16 protein-coding genes are annotated in these 13,015 nt (G+C 53.4%); 10 read left to right on the top strand and 6 right to left on the bottom strand.

The window, feature by feature from the left end:
- Nucleotides 1-118 precede the first annotated feature (118 nt).
- Complete coding sequence (locus tag AP059_RS03325) at nucleotides 119-1,129, top strand: DNA-binding protein (RefSeq protein ID WP_059761868.1); 1,011 nt, start codon at nucleotides 119-121, stop codon at nucleotides 1,127-1,129.
- Between the two features lie 65 nt (nucleotides 1,130-1,194).
- Here the strand turns inward: AP059_RS03325 and gorA are convergent, their stop codons facing one another.
- Together gorA and galU are read right to left on the bottom strand one after the other, a co-directional pair.
- On the bottom strand, nucleotides 1,195-2,553 hold the full coding sequence (gorA, locus tag AP059_RS03320; protein WP_059761867.1) for a glutathione-disulfide reductase: 1,359 nt from the start codon (nucleotides 2,551-2,553) through the stop codon (nucleotides 1,195-1,197).
- A gap of 135 nt (nucleotides 2,554-2,688) precedes the next feature.
- Complete coding sequence (galU, locus tag AP059_RS03315; protein WP_003445709.1) at nucleotides 2,689-3,528, bottom strand: UTP--glucose-1-phosphate uridylyltransferase GalU; 840 nt, start codon at nucleotides 3,526-3,528, stop codon at nucleotides 2,689-2,691.
- Between the two features lie 280 nt (nucleotides 3,529-3,808).
- Here galU and AP059_RS03310 point away from each other — a divergent pair, with 280 nt between their 5' ends.
- Nucleotides 3,809-3,997 (top strand): hypothetical protein, encoded by a 189-nt coding sequence (locus tag AP059_RS03310; protein WP_059761866.1) that lies wholly within the window; start codon nucleotides 3,809-3,811, stop codon nucleotides 3,995-3,997.
- A 27-nt stretch (nucleotides 3,998-4,024) separates the two neighbouring features.
- The gene (locus tag AP059_RS03305; RefSeq protein WP_048364802.1) at nucleotides 4,025-4,303 is read left to right on the top strand and encodes a hypothetical protein; all 279 of its coding nucleotides are present in this window, start codon (nucleotides 4,025-4,027) and stop codon (nucleotides 4,301-4,303) included.
- Between the two features lie 17 nt (nucleotides 4,304-4,320).
- Here AP059_RS03305 and AP059_RS03300 read toward each other — a convergent pair whose 3' ends face one another.
- Together AP059_RS03300 and AP059_RS03295 are read right to left on the bottom strand one after the other, a co-directional pair.
- Nucleotides 4,321-4,551 (bottom strand): hypothetical protein, encoded by a 231-nt coding sequence (locus AP059_RS03300; RefSeq protein WP_059761865.1) that lies wholly within the window; start codon nucleotides 4,549-4,551, stop codon nucleotides 4,321-4,323.
- A 233-nt stretch (nucleotides 4,552-4,784) separates the two neighbouring features.
- A complete protein-coding gene (locus AP059_RS03295; RefSeq protein ID WP_048364800.1) occupies nucleotides 4,785-5,138 on the bottom strand; it encodes a hypothetical protein in 354 nt (117 codons plus the stop codon).
- A 209-nt stretch (nucleotides 5,139-5,347) separates the two neighbouring features.
- On the opposite strand from AP059_RS03295, the gene AP059_RS03290 reads away from it, so the two are divergent.
- The 6 genes from AP059_RS03290 to modC all read left to right on the top strand — a co-directional run bounded on the left by AP059_RS03290 (nucleotide 5,348) and on the right by modC (nucleotide 9,195).
- A complete protein-coding gene (locus AP059_RS03290) occupies nucleotides 5,348-5,650 on the top strand; it encodes a DUF1883 domain-containing protein (RefSeq protein ID WP_048364799.1) in 303 nt (100 codons plus the stop codon).
- 35 nt (nucleotides 5,651-5,685) lie between these two features.
- Nucleotides 5,686-5,850, top strand: coding sequence for a hypothetical protein (locus AP059_RS22415; RefSeq protein WP_088500064.1), 165 nt, complete (start codon nucleotides 5,686-5,688; stop codon nucleotides 5,848-5,850).
- Nucleotides 5,851-5,856: 6 nt separating this feature from the next.
- A complete protein-coding gene (gene alkB, locus AP059_RS03285; protein ID WP_059761864.1) occupies nucleotides 5,857-6,540 on the top strand; it encodes a DNA oxidative demethylase AlkB in 684 nt (227 codons plus the stop codon).
- 181 nt (nucleotides 6,541-6,721) lie between these two features.
- Entirely contained in the window at nucleotides 6,722-7,423 is a 702-nt protein-coding gene (modA, locus tag AP059_RS03280; protein WP_371260611.1) for a molybdate ABC transporter substrate-binding protein, read from the top strand.
- On the top strand, nucleotides 7,424-8,101 hold the full coding sequence (modB, locus tag AP059_RS03275; protein WP_059761862.1) for a molybdate ABC transporter permease subunit: 678 nt from the start codon (nucleotides 7,424-7,426) through the stop codon (nucleotides 8,099-8,101).
- Between the two features lie 5 nt (nucleotides 8,102-8,106).
- Nucleotides 8,107-9,195 (top strand): molybdenum ABC transporter ATP-binding protein, encoded by a 1,089-nt coding sequence (gene modC, locus AP059_RS03270; RefSeq protein WP_059761889.1) that lies wholly within the window; start codon nucleotides 8,107-8,109, stop codon nucleotides 9,193-9,195.
- Between the two features lie 5 nt (nucleotides 9,196-9,200).
- On the opposite strand, the gene AP059_RS03265 is transcribed toward modC, so the two are convergent.
- Nucleotides 9,201-10,475 carry a Wzz/FepE/Etk N-terminal domain-containing protein gene (locus AP059_RS03265; protein ID WP_059761861.1) on the bottom strand — a complete coding sequence of 425 codons (1,275 nt, stop codon included), beginning with the start codon at nucleotides 10,473-10,475 and terminating at the stop codon, nucleotides 9,201-9,203.
- A 473-nt stretch (nucleotides 10,476-10,948) separates the two neighbouring features.
- Here AP059_RS03265 and AP059_RS03260 point away from each other — a divergent pair, with 473 nt between their 5' ends.
- The gene (locus AP059_RS03260) at nucleotides 10,949-11,884 is read left to right on the top strand and encodes a LysR family transcriptional regulator (RefSeq protein WP_059761860.1); all 936 of its coding nucleotides are present in this window, start codon (nucleotides 10,949-10,951) and stop codon (nucleotides 11,882-11,884) included.
- Between the two features lie 83 nt (nucleotides 11,885-11,967).
- Here the strand turns inward: AP059_RS03260 and AP059_RS03255 are convergent, their stop codons facing one another.
- Nucleotides 11,968-12,738: a hypothetical protein gene (locus AP059_RS03255; RefSeq protein WP_059761859.1), complete on the bottom strand. Its 771-nt coding sequence runs from the start codon at nucleotides 12,736-12,738 to the stop codon at nucleotides 11,968-11,970.
- Between the last annotated feature and the right edge of the window lie 277 nt (nucleotides 12,739-13,015).

The following is a 13,015-nucleotide window of genomic DNA, read 5'->3' as shown; positions in this document are numbered from 1 at the left end:
CACGGGATAATACCAGTATATCCCGCCTTAAGATGACGAATAAAAGACAAGATTTATAAAACAATATAGTATGTAATTACATGATACATACCACAGTACATAATCGTAGGAGACAGCCATGGCCCGTGGCGGCGTTAACAAAGCAGTGGTCCAAATTGCGCGCACAGCAATCCTCGCCCGTGGCGAACACCCGAGCATCGATGCTGTACGTATTGAAATGGGCAATACCGGCTCAAAAACCACCATTCACCGGTATCTAAAGGAGCTGGACGAGAGCGATACGCGCCGCGGCGTATCGCATGCCGAGCTGGGAGATGAGTTGGCTGAGCTGGTCGCCCGCCTCGCCCATCGTTTGCAGGAACAGGCTCAGGAGCCGATAGATCGCGCCCAGGCTCATTACGAGCAACTTAAAAACCAGTTGCAAGATGAGCTGTCCGAGGCCCAGCAAGCGCTGGCTGTTTTGCAACAGCAACTGGAGATTCAGGCGCAAGCATTGACTCAGGAAACCGCAAGCCTGGCGTCAACGCGCTCTATGCTGCAAACCGAGCAGACGCGCAACGCTGCCCTGAATCAAGCTTGCAGCGACTTTGAGCTGCGCCTCAAGGATCGCGACGAACAAATCAGCTCGCTGGAAGAAAAACACCTGCACGCGCGCGACGCCCTTGAGCACTACCGCAACTCGGTCAAGGAGCAACGCGAGCAAGATCAGCGCCGGCATGAAGGGCAAGTTCAACAAGTTCAGATGGAGTTACGCCAGGCACAACAAAGCGCGTTGGTGCGCCAGGACGAAATCACCCAATTGCACCGTGATAACGAGCGCGTACACAGCGACAGTCGCGCCCTGGCCAAGGAGTTGCAGCACGCCAATGCTCAGCAGCACAAAACCAGCCAGCTCAATGAGCAGATGAACAAGCAATTAAGCCTGCTGGACAGTGAGCGCACACTGCTTCAGGAGCGCCTGCGCGTGGCCACTCAAGAAAGCGAGGTATTGAGACAGGCTTATGCGCAATCGCAGCAGGCTCAAACTGAGCTGACAATGCAAGCGATGAAAGCGCAAGCGGCACTTGACAGCTTCAAGGCACAGAAAGAAGCCCAGAGCATTGCGAGGGATGCGACACCCGAGGAGTAAGCCAGCCAGACGTACCTGCCGGTGAGGCCGCAACAACACAGCCTCACCAGTGGTGGTTTGATTGCTTAACGCTTAACCGGCGTGCGCATGGTGACGAATTCTTCAGCGGCGGTAGGATGCACGCCAATGGTTTCATCAAAGTGCTGCTTGGTCGCGCCTGCCTTCAATGCAATCGCCAGTCCTTGCACAATTTCCCCGGCTTCAGGCCCAACCATGTGGCAGCCCAGCACCTTGTCGGTCTTGGCATCCACCACCAGTTTCATGAATGTGCGCTCCTGGCAATCAGTCAGGGTCAGCTTCATTGGGCGGAAACTGCTCTCGAAGACCTGTACCGCATGCCCGTCTTCAACTGCTTGCTCTTCGCTCAAGCCCACAGTGCCGATATTGGGCAGGCTGAACACCGCGGTCGGGATCATCGCGTAATCCACCGCACGATATTGCTCGGGCTTGAACAATCGACGCGCAACCGCCATCCCCTCCGCCAATGCAACGGGCGTCAATTGCACACGACCGATGACATCGCCAATGGCCAGAATCGAAGGCTCAGCCGTTTGATACAGGTCATCCACTTCAACAAAACCGCGCTTGTCGAGTTTTACACCGGTGGCTTCCAGCCCCAGGTTGTCGAGCATTGGGCGACGCCCCGTGGCATAGAAAATACAGTCCGCCTCCAACTCACGACCATCCTTGAGCGTGGCTTTCAAACTGCCATCTGATTGCTTGTCGATACGCGCAATGTCGGCGTTGAACTGAATGTCCATACCGCGCTTGGTCAGCTCTTCATGCAAATGCTTACGCACTGCGCCGTCGAACCCGCGCAGGAACATATCGCCGCGGTAAAGCAGCGACGTTTGCGCGCCCAAGCCATGGAAAATCCCGGCGAATTCAACAGCAATGTAACCACCGCCCACTACCAGTACACGCTTAGGCAGCGCCTTTAGAAAGAAGGCTTCATTAGAGCTGATTGCGTGCTCACGGCCAGCAATTTCAGGGATCTGCGGCCAGCCGCCGGTGGCAATCAAGATGTGCTTGGCGCTATGGCGCTGACCATTGACCTCAACCTCGTTGGGGCCGGTAATACGGGCATGACCTTCGATCAACGTAACGCCGCTATTGACCAGCAGGTTGCGATAGATTCCATTGAGTCGATTGATTTCACGGTCTTTGTTGGCAATCAGGGTAGCCCAATCAAAACTCGATTCGCCCAAGGTCCAGCCAAAACCAGACGCCTGCTCAAAGTCCTCGGCAAAATGTGCGCCGTAGACCAGCAGTTTCTTCGGCACGCAGCCGACGTTGACACACGTCCCTCCCAGATAACGGCTTTCAGCCACCGCTACTTTTGCACCAAAACCGGCCGCAAAGCGCGCAGCGCGTACGCCGCCCGAACCCGCACCAATCACAAACAAATCAAATTCGTAGGACATTTCTATCTCCTGAGCAGTCCATCAGCATAATCGCTCCAGCACGATTGAACAGCGCGCGGGCGTTGTTGAAGACGAAAAACGAGAAAGCCACCCGTAGGTGGCTTTCTGTTGAAGCAATCAGCAGGCTCGCTCTACTTAGTAAGCTTTGCCAGTTTTGTAGAAGTTCTCGAAGCAGAAGTTAGTCGCTTCAATGTAGCCTTCAGCACCGCCGCAGTCGAAACGCTTGCCTTTGAATTTGTAGGCAATTACGCAACCGTTTTGCGCCTGTTTCATCAAGGCATCCGTGATTTGAATTTCACCACCCTTGCCCGGCTCGGTCTGCTTGATCAGCTCGAAAATGTCCGGCGTCAAAATGTAGCGGCCAATGATCGCCAGATTCGATGGCGCATCTTCCGGCGCAGGCTTCTCAACCATGTTGCGCACGCGGTACAGATCGTCACCGATCAAGTCGCCAGCGATCACGCCGTACTTGTTGGTTTCTTGAGGGTCAACTTCTTGAATCGCGATGATGGTGCAGCGGTACTGGTTGTACAGCTTGACCATCTGAGTCAGTACACCGTCACCTTCCAGGTTGACGCACAAATCGTCTGCCAGCACGACCGCAAAGGGTTCGTCACCAATCAGCGGACGGCCAGTCAGAATGGCGTGGCCCAAACCTTTCATTTCGGTTTGACGCGTGTAAGAGAAAGAGCATTCGCTCAGCAGGCGACGAATACCGACCAGATACTTCTCTTTATCGGTGCCCTTGATCTGGTTTTCCAGCTCATAGCTGATGTCGAAATGGTCTTCCAGCGCTCGCTTGCCGCGACCGGTTACGATGGAAATTTCGTTCAAACCAGCATCCAGTGCTTCTTCAACGCCGTACTGGATCAGTGGCTTGTTTACCACCGGCAGCATTTCTTTAGGCATGGCTTTGGTCGCTGGCAAAAAGCGAGTGCCGTAGCCGGCTGCTGGGAACAAGCATTTCTTGATCATATGAGTCCTTAAAAGGGCTGTGCGTACGAATTTGGCGCAGTCTAATCAGGCGGCAGCGACGTTACAATGCCCCCGATAGCATACTGATGCCAACATAGAGAAATTTTGTGCCACTTAGTTCCTTCGTGACTTATTTTTCATGCTTTGGATCACTGTCTTGAACCTATGAAGCGTCGACAGGGTCTGCTTGAACGTAATGGCTATTGAGTATGCATCAGAGCACGCCACGGCTGTTTGACGGTACTATTGCGCACTTTCAAATCAATGAGCACGCCTCACAATGTCGGATATCAAAAGTGTCAACGGTTACCTGATCAAAGAAGTCACACCGGGCGCATGGTGGGTACTGGACGCAGCCCAGGCGCAGGTAGCTGGCCCTTTTGCCTCTGAAACCAGCGTCATGGAAGTGGCTGCTGTGTTTCAAGATCAACCCGATGCGCCTGCACGCAAACGTAAAAACAAAATCTGACCCTTATTTCGCGATAACTGGCACTCAATGAAAAAGACCCTGATAGCTGTACTGCTAGCCCTTGGCGGCTGCGCCACTGCATCCAATACCTACCTGCCGGATGGCAAGCAAGGGTTGAGCATAGACTGTTCTGGCGAAGCCATGTCCTGGGGCAAATGCTACGAAAAAGCCGACGCCTCGTGTGCCGGAACGGGATACACCATTGTGGGCACCGATGGCTCATCAACTGTCCAGGACAGTGAAAAGACCCTGGGGGTCGATGTCGGTAATTTCACGAGCCGGACTGTCGTGGTGATGTGCAAATAATTTGCACCTGCCTGGCGTCAGATATGCACTTCGACGAACTTGATCCCGAGCGAGCGAATGGTTTCGACCAGCGCATCCAGACTCTCGAACGACTCAACTTCGTCGTTGTTGTCGACTAAAAAGAAGCTGCGGCCTGCACTCTTCTTGAAAAATACGATCCACTCCCCCGTAACTGCCGGGTTTTGAATGGCATGGGTCGCTGTAATGCTGCCCTCGGCATGTCGCTGCTTGACGTGTTCTCGCTTCATCGCGTCCTCCTGAAAATTGGCGCTCAAGCGCAGGGCTTCAGCACCGGTACAACTAAATGCGCGCAGTTTACTGAATACTTCAGTCCATCAGCACTGAGCGTTTGACCTTCAACGCTGTCGCCACGTCACTTGCCTTGACGCGCGCCCTGGTCATCAGGCGAAAAAAAACCTGACATCACGTAAAGCGACGCCAGGTTTTTGAGTCATCAAACGATATAAATCAGATTTGACGCTTAGTCGCCCGAAATGCAGTGCGTTGCGGCACCGCGGATGTCACCCGGACGAATGGGCACATTCGACATGCTTTCATACACCTTGATGCTGCTCCCGCCTGAGCGCTCTTCGATATCAATCACCGCTGTGGGCCCCGAGGTCAGTTTTTGCGGAACGATTACCCGCAAACCTTCCTTGTGAGGCTCTATTTGCGGGGCCTTGCGCGTGCGTGACAACTGCTGCACCAAGCATTGGGCGTAAGCGTCCGGCTTCTTTCCCGAGATCACGCTCATGGTGGGCATTGTCTGCTCAATATCTGTAACTGATGCACAGCCTCCCAAAGCCAGCACTGCGACCAACACGCCCCACTTCATACAAATCCTCCGTTAAAGACCTTACGACCAGCGATCTTTAAAATTTCTCCCTGATGACAGGGAATTAATACTTAAAAAGTAGCAATTTCGACTTGCCAGGCGTCAGACTTTTCTGCGCGGCGGCATAATAAGCTGCTTTCGCCTCCAACTTGGACTAAAGCGCATGCTATCGTCCTGTTTTTTTAACAAATGCCCCCTTTGGAGCCCCAATGAAATTTATTCACCAGCGTGAGCACCTCAATGAAGATGACATTGTCGTCATCGAGTGCTCACACCCGTGCAATATCCGCTTGATGAGCGATGCACATTTTCGCAGCTTTAAAAACGGTGGCCGCCACTCTTACCATGGCGGTGCATTTGATAAATTTCCGGCCCGCATCACTGCGCCGAGCACCGGTTTCTGGAACATCACGATCGATACCGTCAGCACCCGCGCTGTCAGCGTGACGCGCAAACCGACCTTGAAGCACTCGATCAAAATTGTTCGTCGCTCCAGCTCAAAACTCCGCTAAGCCTGACGTCAGCACCCTTTTAGACAGGACATCCCGTGGAAACCACTAAGTACGTGATTAAGTACAAACTCGATGGCGAGCGCCGATTTGAGTTTGCTCAGCTGCAGACTGGCTCCGAAGAAGAAGCCCGCGCAGCGCTTGAGAAAATTCACAAGAGCGATGAAGTCATCACCGAGATCAAAGTGAGCAAGGCACTCTAACCCGCCATGTCTTTTGACCTGTTTGCCGAGCAGGACCTGCAACAACCCGCACGGATTGAAAAAATCAGTGAGCAGGCGTTTGTATTGCGCGGTTTTGCTTTGCCATGGGTAGATACACTGCTCACGGCGCTTGAGCAGGTTTTGACGCAGGCCCCTTTTCGACAGATGCAAACGCCTGGCGGCTACATCATGTCAGCGCGTTTGAGCAGTTGCGGTGATCTGGGCTGGACCACCGACCTTGCAGGCTATCGGTACAGCGCCCTGGACCCTTTGACCGGGGCACGCTGGCCTGCAATGCCCGATCCTTTCCTGAAGTTGGCCGAGGCCGCTGCACACGCAGCAGGTTTTGATCACTTTGCGCCCGATGCGTGCTTGATCAATACCTACGCCCCGGGTGCAAAAATGTCCTTGCATCAAGACAAGAACGAGCGCACCTACACTGCGCCCATTGTTTCGATTTCGCTTGGGCTGCCGGCTATCTTCCTGTTTGGCGGCTTTGACCGCAACGATCCCACGCAACGCATCTCACTGTTCCATGGCGACATCGTGGTCTGGGGCGGCGTGGATCGCTTGCGCTTCCATGGCGTGCTCCCGATCAAGCCAGGGCACCATTCATTGCTGGGGGAACAACGGATCAATATCACTCTGCGCAAGGCAGGCTCAATAGCCTGCCCTGACGAGTGTGTTTAGCGCAGACAGTGGGTTGATAAATCGCTATATATTTTTATACATACCGATTATCTTCCTATCGCCCACTACACCCTGAAAATCTTGGGCTGCCTTCGCCATTAAAAGGAGTTTCGATATGACTGCCCAAGCGTTTCGCTTTGCCCCTGTGGCCCTCGCAACATTGATCGGGTGCCTTTGTGCAATGTCAGCACAAGCGGATGAAGTTCAAGTCGCCGTAGCTGCCAATTTCACTGCCCCGATCCAGGCCATCGCCCGTGATTTTGAAAACGACACGGGGCACCGATTAGTCGCAGCCTACGGCGCGACCGGGCAGTTTTACACGCAGATAAAAAATGGTGCGCCTTTTGAAGTATTTCTGGCGGCTGATGACAGCACGCCGCAAAAACTCGAAAAAGAAGGCGACATCGTCCCAGGTTCGCGCTTTACCTACGCCATTGGCACACTGGCGTTGTGGTCAGCCAAAGACGGCTACATCGATGGCACTGATCAGGCGTTACTCGCGAATAAATTTACCCACGTGTCTATCGCCAATCCCAAAGCCGCGCCTTACGGGCTGGCCGCCACCCAGGTACTGGCCAAACTGGGGCTGACTGACAAGGTCAAAGACAAAATTGTCGAAGGCCAAAACATTACTCAGGCCTACCAGTTTGTTTCAACCGGTAATGCTGAACTCGGTTTTGTCGCCCTGTCGCAAATTTACAAAGATGGCAAAGTTACCGCAGGCTCTGCCTGGATCGTTCCAGACTCGATGCATGACGCCATCAAACAAGATGCCGTGATCCTTAAAAAAGGCGCGAACAATCCGGCTGCCAAAGCCCTTGCGGACTACCTGAAAGGGCCTAAAGTGGCGGCCATCATCAAAGCTTACGGTTACCAGCTTTAAATGCCGCTCTCGGCTGCTGACTTCGCCGCTATTTGGCTGACCTTCAAGCTGGCGTCGTTAACCACGGTGATCTTGTTGGTGATCGGCACGCCGATCGCGTTATGGCTGGCGCATACCCGCTCGCGATTACGCGGGCCTATTGGTGCGATTGTTGCCTTGCCCCTGGTATTGCCACCCACGGTCATCGGCTTCTACCTGTTACTGGCGATGGGGCCGCATGGCCTTGTAGGTCAGTTCACGCAGTCTATCGGCCTCGGCACATTGACCTTCAGCTTTGCCGGACTGGTCATTGGCTCTGTGATCTATTCAATGCCTTTTGTCGTACAGCCTCTGCAAAACGCATTCACAGCCATTGGCCGGCGACCGCTTGAGGTGGCCGCAACGTTGCGCGCGAGCCCCTGGGATACTTTTTTCAGCGTGATATTGCCCCTGGCCCGACCCGGCTTTGTCACTGCCGCGATTCTAGGCTTTGCCCATACCGTGGGCGAATTTGGCGTGGTCTTGATGATCGGGGGCAATATTCCAGAGAAAACCCGCGTGGTTTCGGTGCAGATCTACGATCACGTGGAGGCGCTGGAATATGCTCAGGCACATTGGTTGGCCGGGGCGATGCTGGTGTTTTCCTTTGTGGTGCTCCTGGCGTTGTATTCAAGCCGCAGAAGTCAAAGCCCATGGTGATGAACATGCAATCGGGTATCAACGTTCGGCTCCAGCTCAGTTACAGCGACTTTGCCCTGGACCTCGATTTGCAGTTGCCCGGCAAAGGCATTACAGCGCTTTATGGGCATTCCGGTTCAGGGAAAACCACCTGTTTACGCTGCATTGCCGGGCTTGAGCGTGCCAGTCAGGCCTATGTAGAGGTCAACGGTGACGTGTGGCAAGACTCCCGGCGCAATCTGTTTGTGCCCGTGCATAAACGTGCCTTGGGGTATGTTTTTCAGGAAGCCAGTCTGTTTGCGCATCTGTCGGTGCGTTCAAACCTTGCCTTTGGGCTGCGGCGTATCGCACGTAATCAACGTAGCGTTGAATTGGATGACGCCGCACAACTGTTGGGTATTTCCCATTTACTCGACCGTTCGCCCAGTCATCTGTCCGGTGGGGAGCGTCAGCGCGTGGGTATAGCCCGAGCACTGCTTACCAGCCCTAAATTGCTGCTAATGGACGAGCCGCTGGCGGCATTGGATAACCAACGTAAACGCGAAATCCTGCCCTACCTTGAGCGCCTGCATGCGCAGCTGGATATTCCAGTGCTGTACGTCAGCCACTCGCAGGATGAAGTCGCGCGCCTGGCCGACCACATCGTGCTGCTAAGTGAAGGCCAAGCATTGGCCAGCGGCCCGATTGCCCAGACCCTCGCCAGGCTCGACTTGCCTTTGGCACAAGGCGATGACGCCGGGGTAGTCATTGAGGGCGTGGTCAACGCCTACGATGCCCACTATCAATTACTGAGTTTGCGCCTGCCCAACAGCAACCAAGGGTTGCGGGTAGCGCATGTCTCTTTGCCGGTAGGCCAAAGCCTGCGAATCAAGGTCCAGGCACGCGACATCAGCTTGAACCTTGAGCCTGGCGCACACAGCAGCATCCTCAATTGCCTGCAAGTGACGGTCATCAGCGAAGCTCCCGCTGACAATCCGGCCCATGTGCTGGTCCACCTCGATGCTAGTGGCACAGCGCTCTTGGCACGTATCACCCGCTACTCGCGCGATCAATTAAATCTCACCACGGGCCAGCAGATGTGGGCGCAAATCAAATCCGTGGCCGTACTGGCCTGATCGCTTCAGGGCATTGGTCGGCGTCGACTGATCAAGTAACGTGTGCTCGCAATTGCGATACCGAGCAAGCAGCCCAACACCAGACCCAATGCAATAATCAGCGCCTTTTTGGGCTTGATCGGGCTGATCGGCGTTTGGGCCTTGCGATCAATGCTAACGAGCCCCAGCTTGCCCATGTCGGTGTTCAGGTTGCCAAGGCGAACCACCTCTGCCCGCAACGGCTCGATATTTTTCAGAAACAGGTCCTCGTTGGCACGCTTGCCGAGCATTTCGACCTGCCGGTTAACCTCCAGCATATGCAGCTTTTTGCCAATATCGGAGATGCCTTTGTCAGTGAAATCATCCGAGGTGCGTTTGAGCAGTGCCGTGCGCTCAGCTTCCAGCGCCTGAGTTCCCATAAAGTAGAGCGGAATGCTCTGGGATGTGATCTCAGTGCGCATGACCCGACTCGAGCCTTGGGCCGCATCCGACATGGCTGAAGGTGTGGTCGGACGCGTGATGCCCAATGAGCGGGCAATTGAGATCGCTTCGGACAACTGTGCAATCCGTGATTCTCGTTCGGTTTTTAACTGCAACCGCAGGGCCTTTAATTCATCGTTGAGCTTGGCCCGCTGTAATGTGTCTGATTCAACCAGTGTGGCAATTTTGCCTTCTTTGTCTGATTTATAACCGGAGCGCGCCGCATCAATCTTTTCTTCCAGCTCTCTAAGGCGATTATTAATGATGACTTTAAGGTCAGCCCCAATTTGCGCACGCTGATTATTGATCGCGTATTCAACAAAACCGTTAAGGATTTTTACCCCGTCAACGTTATCCGGGTAAGTAAGTTCCAGTTTGATGAAGGGGCTTAGCGAGTCCGGCTTTTTGGGATCTGGCTGGGTGAGATTAATCGCATCGCGGTTGAAAATTTCGAAACTTTGCTCCAGAGAAATGCCTTTCTTTTCCAGGGGTTTGAACAAGTCCTGATGCGCCTCAAAATAATTGAGCCGCGTCTCATAAGAGTCCAGTGCTGAGCCGACTTTGAGCAACGCATCGGTCGGTGGGAGCTTGTACACCTCGGAACGGTTCAGGGCATCGAGTTCGTTAATAGCCGCAGGGCGCAACACGGTACTGGCCTGGTACACACTCGGGGCCAGGAACGCATAGCCCAACGCGAGAGCGCCCACCGCAGCAGTGGTGCCTGCAATCAGCTTTTTTTGCTGCCATAGCGATTGAATCAAAGCAAACAGGTCGATTTCATCAGTCGAAGTTTCTGCTAGCGGATGCTGAATAGTTTTCAAAAAAATGCACCTTGTGAGTAGAACTTCTTGGCAAGTTCACCGCTTGACTGCTTAAGCAGATCTAGGTTAGGTCGTTTTCAATGCCTATCTGACAGACCATTCCTGAAAAAGATCCCTACGCTTAAGAATCAAGCACATACCTCAATAAAAGCAAGTGATGCCAAAGTGATATCTAGCACAATTATGATTTTCAGCGGCTGTTTCTCATTTCATTGACAATTTACTTACAAAAATCTCAGAAACCCCCTAAGGCATTATTCAGGCTGTAGAACGGGCTTTAAGGTCTTTTTTCTCAACACAGCGGTTCACATAGGCCATTTGAGTGATACGGCCCGATAGAATAGCCGCCGGTTTTACCACGAGCCTGGGTGCACTGATCAGACCGGCGCGATGATGTCAACGCGGCATATTTGATCAGTCTGTGTAATTATCCCCCGACAAAAAACACGCTTACGTGTGGGGTAACAATCAGGATGGATATTTTTCAGGCGATGCGTGTCTTTGTGCGCGTGGTCGAAACCGGCAGCTTTACGGCAGCCGCTCAAGCGTTGGGTTACTCCACGGCCCAAACCTCGCGCCTGTTATCAGAGCTAGAAGGTTCATTGCAGGCCCGGCTGTTGCAACGCAGCACACGGCGCCTGGCATTGACGGAAGTCGGGACCCGGTATCTGGAGCGATGCCGTCTGATTTTGAAAGAGGTTGAAGACGCCAACGCCGAGGCAGGCGGGGCACACTTGACGCCTCGTGGCCATTTGCGCGTGCAATCAACCACAGGGATTGGCATTCAACTGTTGGCGCCTTTGGTTGCTCGCTACGCTGAGTTGTACCCGCAGGTCAGTGTGGACTTGACCCTCTCACAACGTCAGCCCGACTTGCTGGAGGAAGGCCATGACGTGGTTATCACGCTGTCCTCACACTTGCCCGACTCAGAACTGGTAGGTCAACAGTTGGGTACGATCTCTAGCGTGATCAGTGCCGCCCCCTCCTATCTTGAAAAAAACGGCATCCCGCTAACCCCCCATGACCTTGAGCAGCACCGATGTTTGCACCTGGTCGACCCGCTATTTACGGACAGCTGGACCTTTCACGGCGCCCAGGGTGAGCAGTCTGTGCGTCCCGGGGACGTGTTTCAGGTCAATGTGGCCGAAGCCATGGCGCAGGCGGCGGAAGCCGGGTTGGGTGTCTGCCTGCTGCCGGACTACGTCGCCGTCGGCTCTTACAGACGTGGTGCTCTGGTACGTTTGCTGCCCCACTATCGGCTGCATGAGAAGCGCATCTATGCGCTCTACCCTTCGCGGCGGTTTCTGGATGCCAAGGTTAAGACATGGGTCGAATTTCTTAAGCAGGAAATTCCCAAGACACTGGAGGGGCACCAAGGCATCGTGGATGACCCGGCCCATTGGGCTTAAATCACAACATCCTGCACATGGAAAAGAATGCCGCGACCGTCTCGGGGCATTCTTCCTGGCAAAGAAGGCGACTCGCAGATTAATTAATCCTTCATGTACTCGAGTGCTTCCCAGCGTATCCAGCCGTCACCATCTTTACTGTATATATTGTCCAGCTTCTTAAGGAGCTCAGGGCGGCTCAGCACTTCTCTTGCAATGTGAGTGAGTCGGTCTTTATCGGCATTGCCGGTCAGCGAGCGCTTAGATATGTCTTTGAGGGTGTCGACTTTAATTGAACTTGTCCAGTAATCATCCTTGAGCTTGTCAAAGTTCTTAAGCATTTCCTCGGCAACTTTCTGATCCGACTTACCGGAGAGTGGATTGCCGCCGTTCGCAGCAATTTCCGTATTTTCCTTACGAATCAAGCCGTCTTGTTTACCGGTTACGCTGTCTTGATCCAAGAGTTTATTCAAGTCAGGCCGGTTCAGGATTTCGCGCGCCAGCATGATATTTTGATCGTCGGCATAGTTGCCGCTTAACTGACTATTGGCCATATTGCGGATCATTTTCTGAGAAATAGCCCCCGGATTCTTGGGGTCCTCGAACGCATCAAAATTGTTCCTCAACGTTTGCGCGACTTCTTTGTCAGTTTTACCCGAAAATTGATTGGCACCCGAAAGCATGACCGTAGCATTGTAAGCTTCGTGGAATTTTATGTTATTCCTTGGCCCCAGTTTTATCGAGTCGAAATTCAAACTGCCCGTGCTGTGTTCAGATGGGCTTGGAAGTTGTTGAGGAGCGCTGTCAAGTCCTGGTCTACGTACCGCAGCCATTCCATCAACTAATATGGGGTTGAGCGAGAGCGTGTTAGACATAGCGAATCTCCAAACTATTTATGTGCATGACCGTCCTGCTGACATTACCTTCCCCCTCACGAGCGAAGGCATTCTAAAGTAAGTCACAGGTATGGCGTGTGTGGCTCTCATGCCCTAATAAGTTCCAGAGATCGCTTTGCCGCCTCACAAGCAGCGCATTATAACGTTGACTGTCGTGACACTAAGCGCTCGATAAAGTTGCTGCCTGAGTCATCAGAAACTGAACTTTTTATTAAGTAAAGTTTAGTTATCACGGTGTACAGCATTGAACGCAGGT

The organism is Pseudomonas sp. TAA207 (assembly GCF_001529285.1).
Classification (GTDB): domain Bacteria; phylum Pseudomonadota; class Gammaproteobacteria; order Pseudomonadales; family Pseudomonadaceae; genus Aquipseudomonas; species Aquipseudomonas weihenstephanensis.
The sequence above is the reverse complement of the archived record's forward strand: the minus strand, read 5'-3'. Positions and strand labels throughout refer to the sequence as shown.